21 protein-coding genes are annotated in these 22,227 nt (G+C 56.3%); 13 read left to right on the forward strand and 8 right to left on the reverse strand.

All coding sequences use genetic code 11. From position 1 onward, the window contains the following. Complete coding sequence (locus tag B5M42_RS21715; protein ID WP_134754982.1) at nucleotides 1-447, reverse strand: FixH family protein; 447 nt, start codon at nucleotides 445-447, stop codon at nucleotides 1-3. A 330-nt stretch (nucleotides 448-777) separates the two neighbouring features. Here B5M42_RS21715 and B5M42_RS21720 point away from each other — a divergent pair, with 330 nt between their 5' ends. Genes B5M42_RS21720 through B5M42_RS21735 form a run of 4 tightly spaced genes read left to right on the forward strand, consistent with a single transcriptional unit; the run spans nucleotide 778 to nucleotide 4,304 of the window. Beyond that, the gene (locus B5M42_RS21720) at nucleotides 778-2,184 is read left to right on the forward strand and encodes a right-handed parallel beta-helix repeat-containing protein (protein WP_167690103.1); all 1,407 of its coding nucleotides are present in this window, start codon (nucleotides 778-780) and stop codon (nucleotides 2,182-2,184) included. Continuing rightward, nucleotides 2,181-2,744, forward strand: coding sequence for a nitrous oxide reductase accessory protein NosL (locus B5M42_RS21725; RefSeq protein ID WP_134754986.1), 564 nt, complete (start codon nucleotides 2,181-2,183; stop codon nucleotides 2,742-2,744). Before B5M42_RS21720 ends, B5M42_RS21725 begins: the two co-directional genes overlap by 4 nt. Before the next feature lie 14 nt (nucleotides 2,745-2,758). Further along, nucleotides 2,759-3,580, forward strand: a complete 822-nt coding sequence (locus B5M42_RS21730) for an ABC transporter permease (protein WP_134754988.1) — start codon at nucleotides 2,759-2,761, stop codon at nucleotides 3,578-3,580. Continuing rightward, nucleotides 3,573-4,304, forward strand: coding sequence for an ABC transporter ATP-binding protein (locus B5M42_RS21735; RefSeq protein ID WP_134754990.1), 732 nt, complete (start codon nucleotides 3,573-3,575; stop codon nucleotides 4,302-4,304). The genes B5M42_RS21730 and B5M42_RS21735 overlap by 8 nt, the downstream gene beginning before the upstream one ends. Nucleotide 4,305: 1 nt before the next feature. Here the strand turns inward: B5M42_RS21735 and B5M42_RS21740 are convergent, their stop codons facing one another. Further along, nucleotides 4,306-4,725: a hypothetical protein gene (locus B5M42_RS21740; protein ID WP_134754992.1), complete on the reverse strand. Its 420-nt coding sequence runs from the start codon at nucleotides 4,723-4,725 to the stop codon at nucleotides 4,306-4,308. Between the two features lie 167 nt (nucleotides 4,726-4,892). Here B5M42_RS21740 and B5M42_RS21745 point away from each other — a divergent pair, with 167 nt between their 5' ends. The 4 genes from B5M42_RS21745 to B5M42_RS21760 all read left to right on the forward strand — a co-directional run bounded on the left by B5M42_RS21745 (nucleotide 4,893) and on the right by B5M42_RS21760 (nucleotide 8,868). Continuing rightward, a complete protein-coding gene (locus B5M42_RS21745; RefSeq protein ID WP_230633125.1) occupies nucleotides 4,893-6,812 on the forward strand; it encodes a PAS domain S-box protein in 1,920 nt (639 codons plus the stop codon). Between the two features lie 140 nt (nucleotides 6,813-6,952). Then, nucleotides 6,953-7,123 (forward strand): hypothetical protein, encoded by a 171-nt coding sequence (locus B5M42_RS21750; protein WP_167690105.1) that lies wholly within the window; start codon nucleotides 6,953-6,955, stop codon nucleotides 7,121-7,123. Between the two features lie 89 nt (nucleotides 7,124-7,212). Continuing rightward, a complete protein-coding gene (locus B5M42_RS21755; RefSeq protein WP_134754994.1) occupies nucleotides 7,213-8,148 on the forward strand; it encodes an aldo/keto reductase in 936 nt (311 codons plus the stop codon). A gap of 33 nt (nucleotides 8,149-8,181) precedes the next feature. Beyond that, a complete protein-coding gene (locus B5M42_RS21760) occupies nucleotides 8,182-8,868 on the forward strand; it encodes a hypothetical protein (protein WP_134754996.1) in 687 nt (228 codons plus the stop codon). A gap of 70 nt (nucleotides 8,869-8,938) precedes the next feature. Here B5M42_RS21760 and B5M42_RS21765 read toward each other — a convergent pair whose 3' ends face one another. Further along, nucleotides 8,939-9,826, reverse strand: coding sequence for a hypothetical protein (locus B5M42_RS21765; protein WP_134754998.1), 888 nt, complete (start codon nucleotides 9,824-9,826; stop codon nucleotides 8,939-8,941). Further along, nucleotides 9,826-10,209, reverse strand: coding sequence for a response regulator (locus B5M42_RS21770; protein WP_134755000.1), 384 nt, complete (start codon nucleotides 10,207-10,209; stop codon nucleotides 9,826-9,828). Before B5M42_RS21770 ends, B5M42_RS21765 begins: the two co-directional genes overlap by 1 nt. Before the next feature lie 257 nt (nucleotides 10,210-10,466). Here B5M42_RS21770 and B5M42_RS21775 point away from each other — a divergent pair, with 257 nt between their 5' ends. After that, a complete protein-coding gene (locus B5M42_RS21775; RefSeq protein ID WP_134755002.1) occupies nucleotides 10,467-10,895 on the forward strand; it encodes a PH domain-containing protein in 429 nt (142 codons plus the stop codon). Between the two features lie 186 nt (nucleotides 10,896-11,081). Continuing rightward, entirely contained in the window at nucleotides 11,082-12,983 is a 1,902-nt protein-coding gene (locus B5M42_RS21780) for a DUF6583 family protein (protein ID WP_134755004.1), read from the forward strand. A gap of 197 nt (nucleotides 12,984-13,180) precedes the next feature. Here B5M42_RS21780 and B5M42_RS21785 read toward each other — a convergent pair whose 3' ends face one another. Together B5M42_RS21785 and B5M42_RS21790 are read right to left on the reverse strand one after the other, a co-directional pair. Continuing rightward, the gene (locus B5M42_RS21785) at nucleotides 13,181-14,050 is read right to left on the reverse strand and encodes a WYL domain-containing protein (protein WP_134755006.1); all 870 of its coding nucleotides are present in this window, start codon (nucleotides 14,048-14,050) and stop codon (nucleotides 13,181-13,183) included. Then, nucleotides 14,025-15,347 carry a helix-turn-helix transcriptional regulator gene (locus tag B5M42_RS21790; RefSeq protein ID WP_134755008.1) on the reverse strand — a complete coding sequence of 441 codons (1,323 nt, stop codon included), beginning with the start codon at nucleotides 15,345-15,347 and terminating at the stop codon, nucleotides 14,025-14,027. Before B5M42_RS21790 ends, B5M42_RS21785 begins: the two co-directional genes overlap by 26 nt. Nucleotides 15,348-15,934: 587 nt before the next feature. On the opposite strand from B5M42_RS21790, the gene B5M42_RS21795 reads away from it, so the two are divergent. Together B5M42_RS21795 and B5M42_RS21800 are read left to right on the forward strand one after the other, a co-directional pair. After that, entirely contained in the window at nucleotides 15,935-17,470 is a 1,536-nt protein-coding gene (locus B5M42_RS21795) for a TROVE domain-containing protein (RefSeq protein WP_134755010.1), read from the forward strand. A gap of 98 nt (nucleotides 17,471-17,568) precedes the next feature. Continuing rightward, a complete protein-coding gene (locus B5M42_RS21800) occupies nucleotides 17,569-18,387 on the forward strand; it encodes a nucleotidyltransferase domain-containing protein (protein ID WP_134755012.1) in 819 nt (272 codons plus the stop codon). A gap of 118 nt (nucleotides 18,388-18,505) precedes the next feature. On the opposite strand, the gene B5M42_RS21805 is transcribed toward B5M42_RS21800, so the two are convergent. After that, on the reverse strand, nucleotides 18,506-18,685 hold the full coding sequence (locus B5M42_RS21805) for a hypothetical protein (protein ID WP_134755014.1): 180 nt from the start codon (nucleotides 18,683-18,685) through the stop codon (nucleotides 18,506-18,508). Nucleotides 18,686-18,815: 130 nt separating this feature from the next. Further along, entirely contained in the window at nucleotides 18,816-20,393 is a 1,578-nt protein-coding gene (locus tag B5M42_RS21810) for a BtrH N-terminal domain-containing protein (RefSeq protein ID WP_134755016.1), read from the reverse strand. A gap of 413 nt (nucleotides 20,394-20,806) precedes the next feature. On the opposite strand from B5M42_RS21810, the gene B5M42_RS21815 reads away from it, so the two are divergent. Continuing rightward, nucleotides 20,807-22,162 (forward strand): ABC transporter substrate-binding protein, encoded by a 1,356-nt coding sequence (locus B5M42_RS21815; RefSeq protein WP_167690107.1) that lies wholly within the window; start codon nucleotides 20,807-20,809, stop codon nucleotides 22,160-22,162. The last annotated feature ends 65 nt before the right edge of the window (nucleotides 22,163-22,227 follow it).

Below are 22,227 nucleotides of genomic sequence, written 5' to 3' on the forward strand. Positions count from 1 at the left end.
TCAGCGCCTGACCATGAACGGATGCCTGACGATGTAGCGACCAGAGCCGATTTGGACAGTAACCTCCGCTTCCCAGCGGCCGTCCATAACGGGGATGCCCCGCGCCTCATAGTGCCCGGAGCCGCTGCGCACGACCGGCACGGCAAATTCGCCGCACATCATGCCCGGCATTTGCAGCTTCATTTCGATTTGCGCATCGTCGATGGGCAGACCGTCGGCTGTATGGGCTTCGATCAGAAAAAGCTGCTCCTGCATCGGTCTGCCGACCGCCATGTCGGCGCGGACGCGCAACGCAATAAGGCTGTCGGTCCATGCGGTTTCCTCCGGTAACGCTTCGTCCGCCCCGCCGGTACGGTGCAGCAGCAACAGCAGCGCAAGGCCAAGCGCGCAGACCGTCAGCATAACGGCAGCCGCAGCCAGCGGTCGCCGATTCATCCAGTTCAGCATACTGCTCCTCCCTTCCCTCGGGAGAAGTGTATGCTTCTTTGCGCATGTCTCATGTCCACTTTCGCCGGCAACGGGGATTCACCGGCAATGTCGCAATTTGATCACAGTTGCCGCTGTTTTTAACGCGAAATAGCTCTATGGAGTCATGTTGAAAAACCGCGCGCCGCTATAGAATAAATGCAGTGTTTTCTGACGGAGCCGGCCTATATAGGGCATGGAATGCCATACAAGCGTTTAAAATGCGTGTATCTGAAGCGGCTCGTTTATCTTAATGAAGCGGCGTTTCGGCGTAAAGGAAGCTTCGCTGCTGGTAAGGGGAGGGATTGTCGGGTGGAAAACGTCACGCCGCGGACACAAACGACGCCGATCCGGGCAGTCAAGTCCATTTGGCTCTTTGGTCTTCTTTTGCTCCTGCTGTCGGGGACGGGCGGAGCGGCGTCCAGTGCCGCCGGCCTGACGGAAGCGCCCGTCGCCTCCTCGCCTGCGGTCGCCGACAGCCCGCTGCAGTTGCTGATTGACGCAGCAGCGCCCGGCAGCGCGATCCGGCTGGAGGCCGGCCATACGTACCGGGGGCCGGCGATCGTCAATAAGTCGCTGACGATTCGGGCGGACAGCGGCGCAACGCTGGTTAATGACGCCGGGCAGCCGGCATTGACCTTAAAGGCCGACGGGATTACGCTTGTCGGGCTGCACATTGCCGACGGTCAAACCGATCCCAAATCGGGAGCGGTGCTCGTTCAGTCCCGGTTTAATACCATCAGCGGACTGGAGATTGTTACGCAAGCCGGCGGCATTTACCTGCGCAGCGCAAGCGACAACGTCATTGAGGGCAACCGGATTGTCGGCGCGCATGCCCTTGATCCCGGCGAACCTTTTTCCAGACGCGGGAACGGTATCGATTTGCTGGCTTCTCCTCGCAATCGTATTGAGAATAACGAGCTCGTCCACGTGCATGACGGCATTTACGCCGAGAGCAGCAACGAAGTGCGCTTAACCGGCAATCGGGCCACAAGCTCCCGCTACGGTTTTCATGTCATGTTCTCGGCCAAGCCTCAACTGATCGGCAATACTGGCTCGTATAACGTAACCGGGGCGATGATTATGGCGGTTGAAGGCGCGCTCGTGCAGGACAATCGCTTTGACAAACAGACGGAAAACGTCAACTCGCAGGGCATTTTGCTGTATGATGTACACCGCGCCGCCGTCAGCGGCAATCGGGTTGAGGGAAACCGGGTCGGCTTCTATATCGAACAATCGTCGGATAACCTGCTGGTCGAGAATGTAGCGGCAGGCAATTTTATCGGCATGCAGATGCTGCGTTCCGACCGCAATACGTTCCGCAGCGGCAGCTTCATCGCCAACGTCATACAGGCGCAAGCGACGGAGAGCCGAAATAATGCGCTGGACGGCAATTATTGGGACGATTTTCGCGGACTGGATACGGACGGCGACGGTTACAGCAACCTCGGCTACGAGGTGGACCCGTTTTTTCTCAAGCTCACTGAGCGGGTGGAAGCGTACCGGCTGTTTTTTCAAGCGCCGGGGCTGCCTTTTTTGCAGCAAATGTTTCGGGCTGATACGGCCAACTGGCTGAGGGACGCCAGGCCGCTGATGTCTCCGCCGACCTCCGGCGCGCCGGCAACGGCTGGAGGCCGCAGCATTTATCTTGTGATTGCAGTTGTTCTGCTGCTGGGAAGCAGTATCGTTATTTATCAATGGGGGGTTAAAACAAAATGAAAACATGGAATTGGCTGATTGCCATTGCAGCCGTTGTGCTGATCCTTTCCGCGTGCGGGGCCGCCAGCTACGAGCCTTCGCCCATCGACGAGGCCGTGGACAAATGTCCGATTTGCAATATGGCTGTCGCCGACGATCAATTCGCCGTAGAAATTATTCTCAAGGACAAAAAGGCGCTCAAATTTGACGATCTGGGCGATCTGTATGTGTGGAAGCAAAGAAACGGAACAGCCAACATCGGCGAGCAATTCGTGCGCGATTACCAGACGAAGGAATGGATCAAGCTCAGCGAAGCGACGTATGTGTATGATAAATCGATTCGCACGCCAATGGCGTTTAACGTGATTTCTTTTAAAGAGAAAAAGGACGCCGAAGCGTTCAAGGCCAAGGAAGGCAAGGGCGAGATCCTGTCCGCCGAGCAGTTGGAGCAGCACAAATGGGAGCCGAATGATGAGATGATGAAGGGCATGATGCACGAGCATGAAGGCGAAATGAACATGGACGGCATGGGCGCTGCGGATTCCGGCAAAGACGGCATGAGCGACTCGAAATCGAAATAGGGAGTGGATCCATCTTGCGGCACCTGCGTACAATTGCGGCCAGAGAGCTCAAGCTGGGCTTTCGCAACCCGTGGTCCTATTCATTTATGGTCTTGTTCACGCTGTTTCAAATCGCGTTATTGCTTGTGCAGGGAGAAGCCGATTTGAGCGGTTACACCAGCGCTGCCGGTACGATGATGAACCTGATTATTTATTTGCTGCCGCTGATGACGCTGCTGCTCGGTTCGTTTTCGCTGACGACGGAAAAAGAAGAGGGAGGATGGCGGCTGCTGTCCTCTTTTTCGCTAAGCTCGCGTTCATTTTTGTGGGGCAAATATGTCGGTCTCGCCGGCGTGCTGCTGCTGATTATCGCCTTCGGCTTCGGGTTTTCGGGCGTGCTGGCCGCCCTGTTCGGTCATGCGCTGTCGCTGGCATCGTTGGGCCGGTTTCTGCTGTTTTCCGCACTGCTGATGCTGTTGTTCCTCGGCGTGGCTACGCTGCTGGGCGCATGGTGCCGCAATCGCTGGCAGGCATTGACGTATGGCGTCGGCATCTGGTTCTTTTTCGTGTTGGGCTGGCCGACCCTGCTGCTGGCTGTGCTGGGATTGCTGCCTTATCTGTGGATCAAGCCTGCGCTGGTGACGCTGGTATTTCTGAATCCGGCCGAGCTGACCCGATTGTTTTTCACGGTTCAAATGGGCGGCGGCTCGATCCTCGGGCCGGAGTACTATAATTGGGTGACATGGATGAAGCTGCCCGCAGGCAGCTGGGCCTTCGCAGTGGTCTGCCTGCTGTGGATTGCCGCTGCCGTCGAGCTGGCGGTCCGGTTGTGGGAGAGGGGGAGACGCCGTGACTAGGCGCTTGCTGGAGATTGAACACGTATCGAAAACGATCAAACGAACGACCTTGCTCCAGCCCTGCTCGCTGAGCGCAGGCCCAGGCGAGATTATTGCGCTGTGCGGCGGCAACGGGGCCGGAAAAAGCACACTTCTGCGGATGATCGCCGGCATCTCGCAGCCGTCGCAGGGGACGATTCGCATCGCCGGGCTGACGTGGGCCGAGCAACGGGTGCAGTATGCCGACTCGATCGGTTACATGCCCGATGAATTCGAATTCGGCTCGGTGTTGACTGCGGAGGAAGCGCTGCGCTTTTACGCCGCGTTGCGGCGCGTTCCGGAGGCGCGGGTCGCCTTGCTGCTGGAGAAGGTTGGGCTGCAGGACGTTCGCGGCCGCAAGGTATCGACCTTCTCCAAAGGCATGCGCCAACGGCTGCTGTTTGCTCAGGCGCTGCTGGCCGAGCCTGCCCTGCTGCTGCTTGATGAGCCGACTAACGGGCTGGACCCGTTCTGGATGGATGCCTTCGGGCAGCTCATTCGCGAAGCGGCGTCCTCTGGGCAAACCGTTGTATTTTCGACCCATCAGCTTAATATCGCCGAAGCGTATGCGGACCGGGCGCTGTTTATGGATGCGGGGATCGTCCGCTACGAAGGCGCAGTACGGGAGCTGTCAGCGCGATATCAAGCGAGCGGGGGGCTGTATGGCGCTTTCCAAGCGCTCGTTTCTGGGCATGGCGGGCGGTAGATTAACGATTCTCTAAGCTTTTATTATGAGGCTTGGAGAATTTTTTTGTCCTGATATGTAAGAAGAAAGTCGCGATCAGCGAAAGCACCAAAACGACATTGACCCCTACATATAAATCCGTCATTCTTGTTCGTAACATCCACTTGTTCACCAGCTCGCCTGACAGCGCATGAGTTTCCAGATAGGGCTGAACCTCATTCGTCCCCGAAAAGCCATCCCGATAGATGAGCGGAATTTCCATAGCCATTCCGCTTGCATTTGGCGGATAAAATTCGGCCCAGATTTGCTGGAGCCAACGATCCTTTTTATATTTAAAATCGACTTCGGTTGAAAGCGTGTGCCATCGGAATATGCCGAGTAGATTGACGATAAGGATCAAAAATATCACAATAAAGCAGACCATTCTTCTATTGGTATGCATAAACTACCCCTTATCCTTATTTTTCCAGATCGTTTCAACTGCGTCAATTCCGGGTATTTCATAAACGTAATTACCTTTTCGTGGCCTGGAACGCTTCCCCTGTCTATTCAACAGGCTTCCATTTCACCTATAATAACAATAGCAATTGGCAGAAAGGGGCGCCCGGTGTGCAGCATATCACGATTAGCGACCAACAGGCTTTATTCAAGCATCTTTATAATAATACCCCGATTGGCATTGCGCTGCTTTCGCTGGAGGGCGAGTGGGTGTGCGTGAACCCGGCGATGTGCCGAATTTTCGGTTATTCGCAGACGGAGTGGATGACGCTTCCCGTGGCCGAGGTGCTGAAATCGGACGGCGATGATACGCTGGATTTCAACCATCTGTTGACGGCGGAGCCGGGAGCCGCGATTGAAATGGAGCGGCAAATGTATGACCGCAACGGCGGCATGCTCTGGATCTCGCTGCATATTTCGCTGGTACTCCGCGAAGCGACGGACGATCCGCTGTATGTGATCATGCAGTTGATCGACATTACCGCCAGCAAGGCGGCGGAGCAAAAGCTGCAAGAGAGCATCGAACGTTATACGTCTTTAAAAAAATACAATCACGACGCGATTCTCTCGTTCGGGCTCGACGGCCGCATCATCAACGGCAACCGGATGCTGGAGGAGCTGTCCGGCTGGGCCATCAGCGATCTGATCGGTCAGGAAATATCGGCGCTGATCGGCGACCGCTGGAGCGGGCAGATGGATTTTGCCGAAGCGGATTACAGCGTCATGGAGAAGGAAATCACGGCGATTCGCGCCAAGGACGGGCGGGAGGTTGAAGTGCTGTCAACGCTGGCTCCTATCATTATTCACGGCATGACCGTAGGCTTCTATTTGATCGCCAAGGACATCCGGGAGCAAAAGCAGCTGATCATCGAAAAAGAAGCCGCAGAGCGGACCAATCGGGCCAAAAGCGATTTTCTCGCCATGATGAGCCACGAAATCCGCACGCCCATGAACGGCGTGATTGGCATGGCCGATTTGCTGCTGAGCACCGAGCTGGACGCCGAGCAACTGGAATACGTACAAATTATTCAAAAAAGCGGCAATACGCTGATTAAAATCATAAACGATATTCTGGATTTTTCCAAAATCGAGTCGGGCAAAGCCGAGCTGTTGGAGGAGCCGTTCAGCGTAAGGGATATGCTGTCGGAAACGCTCAATCTCATTTTTCCGAAAGCGCTGGAAAAAAATCTCGAAATCACCACGTCAATCGACGCGAGAGTCCCGCCCATCGTGCGCGGCGACTCGACCAAGCTCGGTCAGGTGATGCTGAATCTGCTCAGCAATGCGATCAAGTTTACACCAAGCGGCGCGATTGCGGTTTCCGTGCAATTCGGCGGACAACTGAAGGGCGAAGTCAATCTGAAGTTTACCGTGCGCGACACGGGCGTCGGCGTCCCGCCGGAGAAGGTCGGACAGCTGTTCGAGCCGTTTTACCAAGTCGATAACTTCATTACCCGCAAGACAGAAGGGACGGGGCTCGGACTGGCGATTTGCCGAAAGCTGGTGCATTTGATGGGCGGCGATATCTGGTATGAGCCGTGTGCCGATCCGACCGGGTCGATTTTTGCTTTTAACGCGCGCTTTCCGATCCACGAGCAGACCGTCGAACAGCTGGAAGAAACGCCGCAAGCTGTCGAAGCCTTGGAGAAAAAGCTCAAGATTCTGATTGCCGAAGACAATGAGGTCAATCAATTCGTCCTGAAGCGGACGATTGAGAAGCTGGGCTGTAGCACGACCATTGTGCCGAACGGGCTGGAGGCGGTGCGCGCGCTGGAGCGTCATCCTTACGATCTGGTATTTATGGATATCCAGATGCCGGTTCTCGATGGGCTGCAAGCAACGCGACTGATTCGCGAGAAGCTGCCGCGCGCGGAAGCGCCGTTCATCGTCGCGGTGACGGCTCACGCGCTCAAAGGCGACCGCCAGCGTTATTTGACGCAGGGGATGGATGAATACATCAGCAAGCCAATTCAGACTGAAGCCGTAGCCTCCGTCATTGAGAAGCTGCTTGCAGCCAAGAACGTCGAATAATGAACCTACACCAGAAGTCAACAGCGTCAGCAGACCACGCCTGAAGGGGTCTGCTTTTTTGCGCGTTGCGGCGAGGCGGGCGAATTTATGGTATTATTTTACTTATCAAGATCTGTTTCATTTCTGGGGAGGAACTTGCGATGACCAAGCAATATGCAATCGACATGGCCAAAAAGCTTTTTCGTGAAAATAACAAATCCTACTTTGTCATTCAGGAGCCGGACAGCAGTGAATTTCGGATTATTGAACGTGAAGAGCGGGACGAGAAAGGTTTGAACCGTTACGTGGTGTTCAGCATCGAAACCGATTGATGCAACCGATGAGGAAGAAATAAAATAGGCGAATCCAACATTTTATGGTATAATTTAGAAAAAAAGGGCAAGAGGAGATGGCATGAGGGATGAACTACCGTACCTATGGACAAACCGGCAAGGCAGTGTCTGAAATCGGTTTCGGCGCCTGGCAGCTGGGCAACGACCACGATTGGGCCGATATGGAGGACGATGCGGCGATAACGCTCGTGCAGGAAGCGCTGGAGCTAGGCGTCAATTTCTTTGACACCGCTCCTTATTACGGCTTTGGCCGAAGCGAGGAGCTGCTGGGCAAAGCGCTGGCCGGACGGCGCAACGAAGCGGTGATCAATACGAAATTTGGTCACGGCGCGGATGCCGTCACGGATTTCTCCCCAGGGCGGATTCGCGAATACGTCGAGGGCAGCCTGAAGCGGCTGGGCACCGATTACGTGGATTCTCTGCTGATCCACAATCCGCCGTTTGAATATTTGGATGGCACGTATGGTCATTACGAGGTGCTGGAGGATTTAAAGCGGGAAGGCAAGCTGCTCGCATACGGCGCTTCCGTCGATTCCAGCCGCGAGATGCTGGAGCTGATCACGAAGACCAACATCGGTGTCATGGAGGTCATGTTCAATATTTTTTATCAGGAGACGGCTGAAGCGTTCCGGCAAGCGCAGGAGCGGGGCATAGCCTTGATTATCAAGGTGCCGCTCGATTCCGGCTGGCTGTCGGGCAAATACGGCGCGGACAGCGCGTTTGCAGGCGTGCGCAAACGCTGGTCGCCGGAGACCATAGCCGCAAGGGCGCGGCTGGTTGACCGGATCCGCTACATCGCCGATGAGGACGTGGCTATGAGCACGGCTGCGCTGCGTTTCATTCTCGCTTATCCCGAAGTGACAACGGTCATTCCCGGGATGCGCACCCGCGAGCAGCTGCATGAGAACGTGGCGGCGAGCGCAGCGGCGATGCCGGCAGAGCACGTGCGGGAGCTGCAGGAGCTGTGGGCGACGGAGATTCGTTCACAGGAGCTGGGCTGGTAATTTAATCAAATCATTTGGGGTAAGGGGCGCATTATGGAAAATCAAGCATCCATTCGTGAACCTCGTAATAACGGATTCGATCAGTTGAATAAAGCTGAATTTGAATTTATCGAGCTTTTTTTAAAGTGGAATGGGAATTTTCAAACCATCCATGATGAAACGAATATAGCCAAGCATATTTTATATGAGAGACATCGGGCTATTATAGAAAAGCTGGGTCTTGACGATAAAGATATCCTTCGAAGGAGTTCGTCTTCTGGAGCATACTTATCATTTTCTACTGTTTCGGCGGAAGATTCCGTTGCTGTACAACATATTAAAACTAAGCTGAATGAGTGCGGCGGCAAGACAGAGATTCGGCTCTTGCGTGGAGATCGATGCACGATCTGTTATTCAACCGATGGAAAAGGATTGAATTCAGATAAAATACCAGTTGCCCATCAATTAACGTGGGATGTGTTTACGGCGGTAGTGGAACTGCTGATCAAAAGTGGTGGTAAAGCTGTCAAAGGAAATGCGCGTAGCGGCAAGTTGGGAACCCCGAAGCTTTCATTAGAATCGGTTGAGGGGTACATTGCTCATCAAGTACACGGTGTACAAGTGGGGCAATCCGCATTTGGACCGGGATTTGTGGTTTGTGCTGTATTGGACTGGGCGGGAATTTGCCGAAACGAGCGGGGATATTTGTTGCTGAATTCAGGAGTTGTGTCTAGTATATAAACACAAAGTGTTAATAAAAAAAGACGATCACAGCCTGAATCAAGGCGCGGTCGTCTTTTTCTTTAACGAACTATTCAGTGATTTCCGACAAAATCAGGTCAAACGAGCTGCCGGACAGGTACACTGTCAGCAAATATGAGCCGACCGTCGGGGGCAGCGGCACCTGCTCTTCAATGACCTGCGGCTGCAGCTCCAGCTCCAGTCCTTGTCCGGACATGTTGACCAGGAACAAGCCGTTGTGCAGGTTGAGGAACTCGCCGACTGCATCGCGCGCGATGGCGTCCAGCTCGGTCAGTTGCTCTTCGGCGTAAGCCGAAGCAATTTGCAGGAAGGCCATCTCACCCAGCGAAAACCCGGAGGCCAGCGGCACTTCACCGGTCATCTGCTGCGACACGAGCCACTCGCATTGATAGTCGCGCGGAATGGCATTGACTTCAAAATAAATGTTCGGATCAATAAAACGAATCAGATTTTTCGCAAGCAGCGATATGTAATGGCGATGCAAATCAATATTTGGAATATCTTCAAATTTGAGCATAGTCGCGAGCAGAACGTCGATGTCGCCGTTTTTGATCGCTTCAAACTGCTCGTCGGACAAATAGTGCTCCTGCTTGTATTCGTTTAACGCGGCCGTAAACGAGCCAAGCGTCAGCGCCTCTTGATCGATCAAGGCTTGTCCGAGCAGCAGGTGGCTTTCTTTTTGCGCCGACAGCAGGTTGTTCAGTTGATCTTCGTTCAAGTAACCGAGCTCAAGCGCAATTTCGCCGAAGCGTTTGTCGACGCGCGCCTGCGCCTGATGCACTTCAAGTGCCTGCTCGGCCGTCATGTAGCCGGCGTTGACAGACAGAATACCGAGCTTGACGTGCGTAGATTGCAGCTGGTCCATCGCGCTTTGCAGCTGATGAGCGGAAACAATGCCGCGGTTCAGCAGAAAATGTCCGAAATATTGAGTAAACATCAGGCGTGGCCCCCCTCTTTCGTGACTTTGGCCAGCACGCGCACGATTTCTTCGGCAGCAAACGGCTTTTGTACGAAATCAAAAGCGCCGAGCTTGATCGCTTCGAGCAGGTTGGACTGAGTGCCTACGGAGGAAGCCATAATTACTTTGGTGTCTGGCGCGATCGCGCGGATGTCCTTCAAGGCTTCGATGCCCGTCTTTACAGGCATGACGATGTCCATGAATATAACATGCGGGGGATCGGCTTTGACGGCTTCAACGGCGATTTCCCCATTTTCGGCTTCGCGTACATCGGTGTACCCTTGTTCTTCCAAAACGGTTTTCAGCTTCTTGCGGACAAGCGCAGAATCGTCACAAACCATAATTTTCAAACGTTGAGTCATAGGCGTTCTCCTGTCATGTTATTTCGACTGCTTCTCACTGCTCGCTACCTGAACAATAGGTACTAAGTCTTAGTGGAGTATCCTTATTATAACATACATATGTGAGTTTTTAGCGAAAAATGTTTTTACAAAAACAGGCAAATTTCAAAAAAAACGCTGTTTGCAAGCTGCGGGAAAGGATATCCGGTACCGGAAGCGAATACAATGGGCATGACCGAATCACAAGGTCCATCAATCAGGTTAAGGGGTGTGAACAAATGGCCAATTTATTTGGCGGTTTATTGGGCAACTATTCCGAGGTGTCGCCGCAGGAGCTGATGCAGCAATACGGGATGTATCTGATGCCCGACGAGCAGGTCCGGACCGGCTTCAAGCTCGTTCGCGATTCGTTTATGATAACGGACGAGCGGTTGATTTTCATCGATCATCAGGGAGTCACCGGCAAAAAAACGCGCGTTGCGTCGATTTCGCTCGATTCCATTTATGAAGTAACGATGGAGACGGCCGGCACCGGCTTTGACGACAGCGAGCTGACGATCCACTATATTACGTCGCCTTATTATAAGTCGAATAACGTGCAGGTGTCGTCGTATAAGTTTGAATTCGGGAAAAAATTCAATTTGCAGCCGCTTTACGTTGCGCTGTTGACGCTGGCGCATCATAATCACAAGCGTTTGAACGGCTAATCATATCAGCATGGACGCCCGGCGAAGGAGGTTGCTTCGCACGGGTTTTTTTATATCCCGGCTTTGCGGTCAGCTTGGTAGCGTCCCCCGACAGACGAACTAGCGCCATAATATGTAGTATACAATCTACAAATTCCGTGGTAAAGTGAGTTTTATGTCGAATTTTTACAAAATGGGGGAACAGGCATGGCAATGAATGAACAGGATTTTGGGGGAGCCCCGCAGCGCTCGCGTGGCAAGCTGATCGGGCTGATCGCCGGCATCGTCGGTTTGCTGGTCGTCGTTTTGGGCGGCGGCTTGGTCGCTTATGCGCAGTTTGACGTATTCAAAAGCTCCAAGCTGATCTATCTGCAATCGGAGCTGCACAATTTGAAGGATACGGAGGCGTCGTTGCAGTCCGGCGTCCAAACGTACAAAAAAGAGCTGGACCCGTGGCTGAACCGCCCCGTGCATACGACGGCGGAGCTGTCCGATTTTACGATGGGACTTTCCGCGGATAGCGGCAATACAAGCAAGGTCAAGCAAATCCTTGATATTTTGCAAAAAAGCAAGCTTTCGCTCGATTGGCAAAGCGATAGCTCGGCCAAGCAGCAGTACGGCAAGCTGAACCTGAATCTCGGCGGCGAAGCGCCGATTGAAATCGAAGCTGGACTCGATAAAGACAAAGCAATTGTCCGCGTGCCGCTTGTGTCGGACAAATATATGTACATGGACGTGAACAATTCGGAGGAGCTGAAGAAGCTGCTGCATTCCGACCGCGTTCCCAAGAAGCTGTTGACGTATCAGGATGTGCTGAATGCGGTATCGATCAGTCAGGAGGAGCTGCATACGGCGTTGGAGCCTTACGCGCGTTTGTATGCCGAAAGCATTCGCGACGAGCAGGTCAGCGTGAAGGAAGGCGTCATGCAGGAAGGCGATATTTCCGTGTCGGGACGGGCTGTAACGGTTACGTTTACGGCCGAAGAGCTGAACAAGCTCGATGCGGCGCTGATCGATAAGCTTGCAGCCGACCAAAGCCTGCAGGACCTCGTCTATGCCCGCGTGAGCAAGCTGGTCACGCTGCTGAACGACAGCGGCTATCCGATCGATGAAATGAGCAAGGCCCAATTCGCCGAAGCTTGGAAAAGCAAACTGGCCGACGCCAAAAAAGAGCTGGCCGACAGCCCGCTTAAAGCCGGCGGCACGATGACGATTTATATCAACCGCAAGCATGAGATTTTGGCGCGGGAATGGAAAATGACCGGGGAAGAGCAGCAGGAGTTGACGATCAAGACAGCCTCCTGGAGCGATAAGGACAAGCAGCCGGGCACCTTGTTCGTGTTTACTACGAACGATAAGGAAGAAGGCACGGTGCAGTTCAAATTGGTCGATGTGCGCACGACAGGCAATTCCGGCCACAAAGGTACGGCATCCTTTAGCTTTAAAGACGCGCCGGGCAGCAAAGCGGAGGAAGGCTCGTTCAGCCTGGATTATGATACAAAAACAAGCGAGGCCAAAGACAGCGGCGTTTACAAATTCAAGCTCAACAGCACCGGCGATGAAGCCGTAACGCTTGACAGCACCGTCACGACGGAAACGACGAAAAGCGACACGCTTCAGGATACGCTGATCAGCGTATTGCTCTCGGCCAAGTCGGCCAAAGAGGATACCGAGCTGAAGGATGTGGGCTTTAAGCTCCGCTTCAAGCAAGAGTCGGCGACTGCCATCCAACTGCCGACGCTGAGCGACAGCAACGCGATCAATCTGGCGACGATGTCGCAGGAGCAAAACAACCAGCTGGCGATGAGCGCTTCAATGGGCGTTTACAAGTTTATGATGGACCACAGCCAACTGCTGCAGGATCTGGGCTTGAAGTCGGCGCCGGAAGCTGACACGCCGGCTATGGGCCACGCCGATGATTACGGTATGGACGAGGACTACAGCCTGGATGATTACAGTCTGGACGGTATGGATTCCGGTCTTGGCGACATGGACTCGGGTCAAGTCGAGAGCCAGCTTGAAGATACGCTGCGGCAGTTGACGCCGGAGCAGCGCAAAGCCATGCAGAAGGCGCTGGAAGAAGCGCTGCTGTCGGGCGGTCAGGAGTAGCGCAGCGCAGACCGTTAGCGCAGGTTGCAAGGCAGCAATTGCATGTAACAGATTTAAGCAAGCCCCCATTCAGAGCGTGTGTCTGAACGGGGGCTTGTTTGTTATTGGTACAGGTTCGGGCGATCCATCAGCCGCTAGGCCGTTCGCGTATGCGCCTGCCCATGAGCTCGTGGTAACACCGGACGCCCCAGAGCCTGCTAGGAGCCTGCCGTTGCGCTGCTGTCGCTACTGTCGCTGCTGTCGCTGCCGTCGCTGCCGTCGCTGGAGTCGGCTCCGCTGTAGCGGGCCAGCGCCAGCGTCGCCGACTCCAGCATGCGGCGCTGCAGCTCGGCGTTGCCGACCAGGCGCACGCGTTTGCCGAGGAAGCGCAGCTTCGAGAGCAAATACTCCCCTTCGCTCGCCGCGAAGGTTAACGTGATCCGATAGCGGTCCTCGCTATCGTCATAATCCACCGCCTTCTCGAAGCACGAGAAGGCGTACAAAATCCGCGACAGCTCCCGGTTATAGTCGCGGACCAGCTCCACGACGGCCGTCGTCCGGCCGCCGTCCAGCTTGCGCGCCACCACGGCGGCGTGGCGCTCGGCTTCCTCTGCGGACAATGGCAGGTCCGCGACAGCCTCGATGCTCTGGAGCCGGGTCGTCATCAATCTGCGTTTGGACGTATGATACCAGAGCACATACCATTCTCGCTTGACCATCGAATATTCAAGCTTGTAGGGGTAGCCCGGCTGCTCCGCGCGTTGTTGACCGTCCTTGATCCGGTAGGTCAACACGAGCCCCTGACGCCGGGCGATACAGCGCCGCAGCCGGCGCAGCAGCGGGTGGTAGACATGGCGCACGGCGCTGCCGGCTTTTTCGCGCAGCAAGCCCGCGAAATCGAGCGTCGCCTCCTCCGCCAGCAGCCCGCGCAGCCGCTCCAGCGTAGCGGCATCGAACGCGTCGACGGCGGCCGGGTGCGCCAGCATCGTTTTCAGCCACACCCGCTCATGCGACGTGACGGCGAAGCTGCCCGTTTCATCCAGCCGCGAGATGACCTGATAATTAAAAATTTTCTCGAACGGATTCATAATACGCTTGCAGCTCCTTCCATTCCTCCATCAGCTCCCGCCGCAGCGACGCCGGCTCCAGCACCTCGCAGCTCGACCCGAAGCTGCGCAGCCACGGCTTGATTTCCAGCTGCCCGTTAACCGTAATCTCGTAAATGAACGATTGCCGCTCCTCCTCGACGATCCGGCCCCACTGGCCTTGCTGCAGCACGCGCTCGCGCACAAAATTCGCCTGATGCGGCGGATTGAAAAACCGCGCCCGCACCGTCACCGTCCGGCCGGTATCGATCAGCCAGCTGTAGCGCGTATCGGACTCCAGCAGCGCCATCTTTTCCGCAAACAGCGCCTCCGTCACCGGCTCGCTTTGCTCAATTTGCGTCAGCCCTTCCATCCGGTATTTGCCGATGCCCCGGCGGCCGTTGTAGGCGAGCAAATACCAGCGCCCGTACTGATGGTCATAGACGACCTGCAAGGGCAGCACCTTTTCCGGCTTGCCGGCCGCATCCCGCTCGAACAGCGGATTCGTATTGCGCGACGCGTAGCTGGCCCCCTGCTTGGGGGAGAAGTAGACGAACCGCACCTTCCGGCGCGCCCGAATCGCCGCCAGCAGCGTGTACAGATGAGCCTCGTCCAAAATTCGCGAATAATAGTGATATTTATATAAAAAAGGCTCCGCCGTTGCGTCCTCGGCGCCCCGCTGCTTCAGCGCGCGCTTGAGACTGTCCCGCAGCAGATAGCCCTGCACCGACGGCACCTGCGTATTGGCCATAATATCGACAAAATCATACAAATCGGTCAGCTCCTCGGCCGACAGCCCTTCGATCCAGTCGTTATGCAGCCGATAGCGGTAAGGTCGGCCGCCCGGCTCCTTGCGGATGACGCCGACATCGCCCATATACTTCAGATCGGCGCGCAGCGTCTTTTCGTCCGGCAGCGCCAGCTCTGCCGGCATGGCCGCGCAAAGACGGTCCAGCAGCTCCATCGCCGTCAGCGGGCGCTCCTGCAGCGCGGTTAGCACCAGCGACAGCCGCATGCTCTCCGATTCCTTGAGCGATTTGGCCCGATACAGAAACAGCAGCAGCGGGTCCGCCGACTCGTAATAGCTGAACCGCAGCGTTTCGGCAAACTGCCGGCCCATCTCCTGCGGCAGCTGGTTGGTCACCGTGCCGACGATGTCCTTGAGCTTGCGGATCGTTTTGTCAAACGTATGTACGGAAATGCCAAGGCGCTCGGCAAACTGCTGCCGGTTGTACGCCCCGCTCGTCAATGCCAGCATGCGCAAAAATTGAATTTCCTTGTCAAAGCTCTCCTTTGCCACTCGTATCCTCCGTTCCTTGCGGCTTGCCGCCGTCGTTCTTCTATTGTAGCAGGGCGTGCAGCGGCTGGAAAAGGGCGACTTTTCCGCATTTTCCAGCGGATTGTAATACTTTTGCCATGTTCGCGGGCCGGCAAATCGGCGACAATAACCCTTGCAAGCAACCTTCCGCTGCCTTGGCAGGGAAGGAGAACCGCGCGAGGCGCGGGAATGGGCTACTTCGAATGGTAATCGTTGCTGCGCTCCGGACGGTGCGCGGACCAGCCTGTTCCCCCTTTTCTTCGTCGGATCGCCGTTTGCACATTTGCGCCGGCGAGGCGCTGCGGAGGGGTTCTTCTACCCGCAGACCACCAATGGGCTTTAGGGCAGGTTCGACTCCTGCAACGTCCCTTCCGCTACCTTTCTTCGCCGGTGAACCGCTTGGCGGGCGGCTTCACGCCGCAACATGCGGCAAGCAGCCGGATTGAGCCGGATGACGGTTTGCTGCGTCCAATCAGGAGACAGCGAGACCAACGGGGCGCTTCAAACGTAAGAAATCCGGAGTACGAAGACCAGATAGCAAGAGAGAGAAAAAGGAGTGGACTCCAGCCATGAGCTTTGCCAGAAAATTGTTTGCTAATCTCAAAAACGCCGTGCGTAATCGCGAAGGCTTTCCCGCCTTCGAACGCTCCGCGGAGGAACAATACATACAGATGCTGCTGACCAACTCGCTCGGCAGCACATTTTACGCCGATCGGCAGCAGCTGCTGGCCGAGGCGGCCGAGCTGCACGCGGATATGGCGCTGCGCAATCCGCAATGGATGGCGCAGGCGATCGTGTTCGCGCGCCGCGAAGGCTTTATGCGCCTGCAGCCGATCTACGGGCTGGCGGTGCTGTCCGCGCATAGGCCGGACCTGTTCGCGCGGATTTTTGACCAGGTCGTGCTGATTCCGCCCGACCTGGCCGATTTTCTCACCGTCCTCGAGGGACTCGGACGGGGGCAGGGCGGCCGGGCGGTGAAACGCCAGGTCGCCCGGTTTCTGAACGGCCTCACGGAGTATTGGGCCGTCAAATACAACGGCCGGGGCCGAGGCTACAGCTTGGGCGACGCGATCGCCACAGCCCACCCGAAGCCGGCCGATTTGCGCCAGCAGGCGCTATTCCGTTACCTGCGCGGGCTTGAGGCGAATCTCGCCTTGCTGCCGCAGGTGGAGGCGCTGGAGCGCCTGAAACGGGCTGCGGGCGAAGCCGAGCAGCTCGCCTGCATCGAAAGGGGCCAGCTCCCTTTCGAAACCGTCACCGGCGCGCTGAAGCCGACGCCCGCGGTGTGGGAGGCGCTGCTGCGCCAGATGCCGGCTTTTGCCCTGCTGCGGCACTTGAACGCGCTCACCCGCGCCGGCGTCTTCGACAAGCGCGAGAACGTCGCTTACGCCGTCGCCCGGCTGACCGACCGCGACGCGCTGCGCAAGGCGCGCATCCTGCCGTTCCGCTTCGCCGCCGCTTACCGCGAGATCGAGCATCCGCAGCTGCGCGAGGCGCTGCGCCAAGCCGTCGATTTGACATTCGACAACTTGCCGGAGCTTGGCGGCCGGACGGCGATTTTTCTCGACGTGTCCGGCTCGATGGAGGGCGGCTATTTGCAGACCGGCTCGATTTTTGCTCTGGCGCTGTATAAACAAACGTCGGGCAATACGATCTTTTGGCTGTTCGATACCGAGGTGACCGACGTGCGGCCCTCGCGCGAAGCGAGCATACTCGGCCAAGCCGAGCGCATCCGCGCCGGCGGCGGCACCGATGCCGGCGCGCCGCTGCGCAAGCTGCAACGCGAGCGCAAGGTGGTGGACCGGATCGTGATGATTACCGACGAGCAGCAAAATAGCGGCAGCGCTTTTTATCAGGAATTGAAGGCGTACCGCAGCAGCGTCAATCCCGAGGTGCAGGCGTTTATCGTCGACATGGCCCCGTATCGGCAGGCGCTGGTGCCGCAGGAGGATCGGCGTACGTTTTATATTTACGGCTGGAGCGATACGGTGCTGGCGTACATGGCGCAAGCGGCGCAAGGCTTTGACAGCTTGCTGGAGCGGGTGGCGACCATAGATGTAGAGGAAGCGCAGCCGTCGGCTGCCGTCTCGGCGCAGGAACGCTAAGCCGCCTGCTTCTTCGTAGGGACGCATCCTGCCGTCATATGGCCCTTTATGTCGCTGCCGCATCACGGCCTTGGCCCGCCGCAGAAAGGAGAACTCAAATGGATCCCTGTAAAGCAACCATACTGGAGCAATTGGCGTTCATCGAACGCGAAGAGGGCGTACGGATTGTCTACGCTTGCGAGTCGGGCAGCCGGGCCTGGGGCTTTCCGTCGCAGAACAGCGATTATGACGTTCGTTTTGTATACGTCAGGCCGGTGAGCTGGTATTTATCGGTTGCCGCCAAGCGCGACGTGATCGAACGCCCGATCAGCGGTATGCTGGATATCAACGGCTGGGATTTGCGCAAGGCGCTGGCCTTGTTCCGCAAGTCGAACCCGCCGCTGCTGGAGTGGCTGCAATCGCCGCTGCTGTATCTGGAGCGGTATACGGTAGCGCAGCGGATTCGCGAGCTTGCGCCGCAAGCTTTTTCGCCGAGATCGTGTTTCTATCATTACTTGCATATGGCGCAGGGCAATTTTCGCGACTATTTGCAGGGCGAGCAGGTCCGGATCAAAAAATATTTTTACGTGCTGCGTCCGCTGCTGGCTTGCAGGTGGATCGAACGCTATAGCACGATGCCTCCAATCGATTTTGACGAGCTGTTCGCCCCGCTGGTGTCTGCAGATAGCGAGCTATTTGCGGCTGTACAGCAGCTGCTTGCGCGCAAGCGGGCCGGGGAGGAGCTGGATGTGGAAGCGAAGGTGCAGCCGATTCACGCTTTTGTGGAGCATGAGCTGGAGAAGTACAGAAGGCTGGCCGCAAAGCTGGACGGTGGCGAAGGCGTTGCGGATGAGCAAATGGACGCGTTGTTTCGTGAAGCTTTGGCGGAAGTATGGGGCGAGGGAACGGGAGATGTGCCCCGCGAACAGCCTCGATAATGAGTTTGGAAAAAGATGAGCTTGGAGCGATACCCTCGCCAACACGACAAAAGCCCTTGTCTCAATGACAAGGGCTTTATCGTCGCCTTTCGCGCAGGCAAGGCGGGCGCCGCCGGGTCTATATATGTAGACTGGAGACGCCGCATTTTTTGGCGAGAGTCGGCCAGTTGGCCAGGAACATGCTCTCCCATTTGTCCTCGGGGAGAATATGGATCCAGTTGGCAATCTGGTCCAATCCCATTTCGCGAAGATTGTGCATGACGGTTGCTTTGTCGGCAAGGGGATGAACGGTCAGCATGGTCAAAACCACCTCAATCGGAGTATTCAAACAAATTATATATATGCGGTGGCTGATGAAAATGACACTGCTGCTGTACGTTTGCCCTTCCGAACGCGCCGTCTTTTTTCAGGGCTTGTCCGGTTTAGGCCTAGCTCCAGAGCGAAAGCGCGAACAGATGGATGTTCGGCATGGTCGGGAGGATGAGCCGTTTGGCGGTTTTACCCGGTGTAAATACGCTTTTGTTGGCAAACAGGCATACCTCTTTATTCAATTTCCCTTCGCCTCTGCGATAGAGGCCCGTTTTGAGCGCGACGCGCTCGTTGCCCATCTGAATGAACGCCCACCAGTCGGGGAAGCCGTAAGTGAGCTGCTCGCTGGTTCCATCGGTATACTCCACGGTAATGACGTCGAAGTAGCTGCCCATATCACTGCTGCCGAGCGTCAGGAAGCCGCGATACGGTCCTTCCGGCAGCTCGATGACTTGGCCGAGGCTCACCAGATTGTCGAACGGCTCGTCCAGCAACGCCGGCAAGTAGAAGGACATGTCCTCCGTGCGCAAAATATGATCGGCCGGCAGGTCCTCGCGCGAGTAGTAGTAGTTCTCCGTGTCAAAATCAGCCGTATGGTCGGCATTGTCAAAGCCGCGGACCGTAAATAGATGCGAGATGTCCAGATGCTCGACGCTGGTGACGGTCAGATTGGCCGCTTGCTCCTCCGAAGGCAGCGCCACGGAAATATCGTTGCCCGCTTCGGCTTGGGCGAGCGCTTCTTTGAGCTTGTGCAGCAGCGCAGTTTCCGCTTCAATGTTGGCGGTGATTTTGTCCTGCAGGTTGGACATCATCGTGTGATGGTTGTTGTTGCGGGCCAGCACGTTCATTTTGGTAATAAAGCCGCGCACGATGTTCCATTCATTGCCGATTTTACGCAATTGCTCGGCAAAGTCGTTCAGCTTGGGCAGGTTATATTTGACGGCCAGATACTCCAGCATGTTGGCATAGTTTCGGCGCCCGTTAACAATGGAATTAAAGCGGATAAACAGCAGGCTTTCTCCGAATTGCGCCAAGCCGCGCATTTCTTCGGCGAAATTAATCGTCGGGAAAGCGTCGCGGAAGGCGGTGAAGCCTTGCGGCACAATGTCGATGACCTCCTCCAGCTGCTTGCGCAGCTCCAGCATCGCTTCTTGAGCGTTTTTGACGTCCGGCTCGCCCGGCTCGATGGTCATGACGGCATGGTAGCCCTGCTCGAAGAGCTCAAACGGCAGCTCGACGTTTTTTTGCTCGAAAAACGGGTCTACGCAAATCAGCGCATGGGTGGCCGAATTGAAGCCGACGACCAGCATGGCGTGAAGCAGGAAATGCTCGCGTTGAAACTTGATGTCCCACGGGTTGTAGAACGAGTCGATGAACAGGCCGATCGGGTTGCCCTTGGCGAGCTGCTCGGTAATTTTTTGCAGCCCCTCCTGCATCGTCAAATTGCGATGAATGTACAAGCTGTATCCCGAATACTGCTTCAGCAGCCGGAAATACGAAAGAAAGTTCGTTTGCATGCGTGCGCCGATCGTTTGCTCGGGATTGCTGTTATCGAAGGCGAAGCGCAGCGCTTCGGCGTACATCATTCTGTAGCCCAGCTGAAATTTGCTGTCTACCGTGACGATGACGTCGTCAAAGCAGTCTCCTCCCGTCTTGATCGGGTTCAGATCGATCAAGGTATCTACCAAATTCATCATCGATTCATCCTTTCTTTTACGAGTTTATGCGATTCCGATTGCGGGCGCAGGCAATAGCTGCTAACAGTTTGCCGCACGGGGTCGAAAAATGGGAAATCGCGGCAGATTTTTGGTTAAATTTTATCAATAATTTACGCTTGACTTTCTCATATTAACACCTTTTATTTTATTTGTGTCGCTAATCAAAACATTTTATGGGCGTGATATAAATAAATCTTGTTTGCGTCAGGCGACGCCAGTAAAATAAAGAGAACAAAGGTTGCAAATGGGTTTCGACAGGAAAGGGTGTGGCTGATGAGAAGATCGGTGTGGACAGCTGGGACAGGCATAGTTCTCCGATGTTTTGTAAGCGATTACATCAAAAAAGACCGGCGCACCCCGTCGGGCAGCCCCGTCCGGGGCGGGAGCGGGCAATGACGCGCAAGCCCGGGCCGTTCAGCGTCTTTGCCGTGGTGGCTGTGCTTGTGCTGCTGATCGGCTTCGGGCCGAATTCGCGTTTTTCCTTGTCTGACAATCGAGGCGGGGCCGCAGGCTCGCCGCCTGCCGATACGGTACCGGCCCCGGGACAAGGCGGTAAATTTGTAGTGTGGGACAAGGCCGAGCTGGTCAAGGCTTATCATGAACGCATGGAAAAGCTCGTCGAGTCGTTTGGCCGCCAATACGGCGTTGAAACGGAATATGTCACTTTAAATGCCAGCGAGCTGAAAACGAAGCTGCAGGCTGCATTTGACGCCGGTAACGTGCCGGACCTGGTCATTGGCGATACGGCGCTGGATAAGCAGTTCGGCTCGCAGCGCAGGCTGATCGAGGTGTCCGGCTTACTGCGGCAGCTGCCGCTGCTGTCCGAGTCGCTGCTGGTTACGCAGATGGGGAACGCCGCAGACGGACAATATTTGATTCCGCAGGCTTTTACGCTAAGCGGGGCGTATGTGCGCAAGGATTGGTGGGCACAGGCGGCTTTGCCGCTGCCGGCCACGTGGCTGGAGCTGCGGGAGCAGGCGCGGCTGCTGGCCAAGCCGGGCAGCGGCGTCTATCCGCTGGGCCTGTCGCTGAGCGCGAACGGGACGGAAGGGGAGAGTCTCGTGCGAGATGTGGTGCTGGCTTGGGGAGGCAGGTTCGTTGACGAGCGCAATCACGTTGCCGTCAATACGCCGGCGACGCTGGAGGCGCTGCAATTTCTCGCTTCTTTGTACACGGAACGACTGGTGCCGCCGGAGGCGCTGTCCTGGGACGACGCCGGCAACAATAACGCGTACTTGCGCGGGCAGGTCGGCTATATTATCAATACGGGCAGCGTCTACAATTTGCTGGAGCCAAGCGCTCCCGAGCTGTATGCGGCCACGGTGCTTGCGCCCAAGCCGGGAGGCTCCGACGGCAGTCCGGTGTTCGGCAGCGGCCGGGCGATGATCCTGCCGGTCGGGGGCAGCAACCCGGCTGCGGCCAAGCGCTTCGTCCGCGAGCTTTATGAGCAGCCGGTATACGGGGAGCTGATCGAATCGATGGGCGGCACGTGGCAGCCGGTGACGGCCGCAGGGGAGGATACGGCGTTCTGGACCGACTCGGCTAATCAGGCTGCGGGCTGGCTGAAGATGACGACCCATGTGGTCGGGCCGGATAGCTATCCGGGAACGGATGAGGAAACGGGCGCGAAGGGCCGCAATCAGAAGCTGGGGATCAAGGCGGTGCAGCGGATCATTGCCGGGAAAATGGACGCCCAGCGCTCGCTCGACGAGCTGGAGCGGGAGCTTCGCGTCTTGTACGGCTCGTAGAAGCCGGGCAAGCGGCGGACTGCGGCCGGGCTGCTGCCGCAGGATCGTACATTTTTGCTCCACGT

It is taken from the genome of Paenibacillus athensensis, assembly GCF_004514475.2.
In the GTDB taxonomy this organism is placed as follows: domain Bacteria; phylum Bacillota; class Bacilli; order Paenibacillales; family NBRC-103111; genus Paenibacillus_AL; species Paenibacillus_AL athensensis.

Coding starts and splice junctions, on each gene's coding strand:
- B5M42_RS21715 (WP_134754982.1), bottom strand. CDS start 447: ATGCTGAACTGGATGAATCGGCGACCGCTGGCTGCGGCTGCCGTTATG.
- B5M42_RS21725 (WP_134754986.1), top strand. CDS start 2,181: ATGAAAACATGGAATTGGCTGATTGCCATTGCAGCCGTTGTGCTGATC.
- B5M42_RS21740 (WP_134754992.1), bottom strand. CDS start 4,725: ATGCATACCAATAGAAGAATGGTCTGCTTTATTGTGATATTTTTGATC.
- B5M42_RS21750 (WP_167690105.1), top strand. CDS start 6,953: ATGACCAAGCAATATGCAATCGACATGGCCAAAAAGCTTTTTCGTGAA.
- B5M42_RS21755 (WP_134754994.1), top strand. CDS start 7,213: ATGAACTACCGTACCTATGGACAAACCGGCAAGGCAGTGTCTGAAATC.
- B5M42_RS21760 (WP_134754996.1), top strand. CDS start 8,182: ATGGAAAATCAAGCATCCATTCGTGAACCTCGTAATAACGGATTCGAT.
- B5M42_RS21765 (WP_134754998.1), bottom strand. CDS start 9,826: ATGTTTACTCAATATTTCGGACATTTTCTGCTGAACCGCGGCATTGTT.
- B5M42_RS21770 (WP_134755000.1), bottom strand. CDS start 10,209: ATGACTCAACGTTTGAAAATTATGGTTTGTGACGATTCTGCGCTTGTC.
- B5M42_RS21775 (WP_134755002.1), top strand. CDS start 10,467: ATGGCCAATTTATTTGGCGGTTTATTGGGCAACTATTCCGAGGTGTCG.
- B5M42_RS21780 (WP_134755004.1), top strand. CDS start 11,082: ATGGCAATGAATGAACAGGATTTTGGGGGAGCCCCGCAGCGCTCGCGT.
- B5M42_RS21785 (WP_134755006.1), bottom strand. CDS start 14,050: ATGAATCCGTTCGAGAAAATTTTTAATTATCAGGTCATCTCGCGGCTG.
- B5M42_RS21795 (WP_134755010.1), top strand. CDS start 15,935: ATGAGCTTTGCCAGAAAATTGTTTGCTAATCTCAAAAACGCCGTGCGT.
- B5M42_RS21800 (WP_134755012.1), top strand. CDS start 17,569: ATGGATCCCTGTAAAGCAACCATACTGGAGCAATTGGCGTTCATCGAA.
- B5M42_RS21805 (WP_134755014.1), bottom strand. CDS start 18,685: ATGCTGACCGTTCATCCCCTTGCCGACAAAGCAACCGTCATGCACAAT.
- B5M42_RS21810 (WP_134755016.1), bottom strand. CDS start 20,393: ATGATGAATTTGGTAGATACCTTGATCGATCTGAACCCGATCAAGACG.
- B5M42_RS21815 (WP_167690107.1), top strand. CDS start 20,807: ATGACGCGCAAGCCCGGGCCGTTCAGCGTCTTTGCCGTGGTGGCTGTG.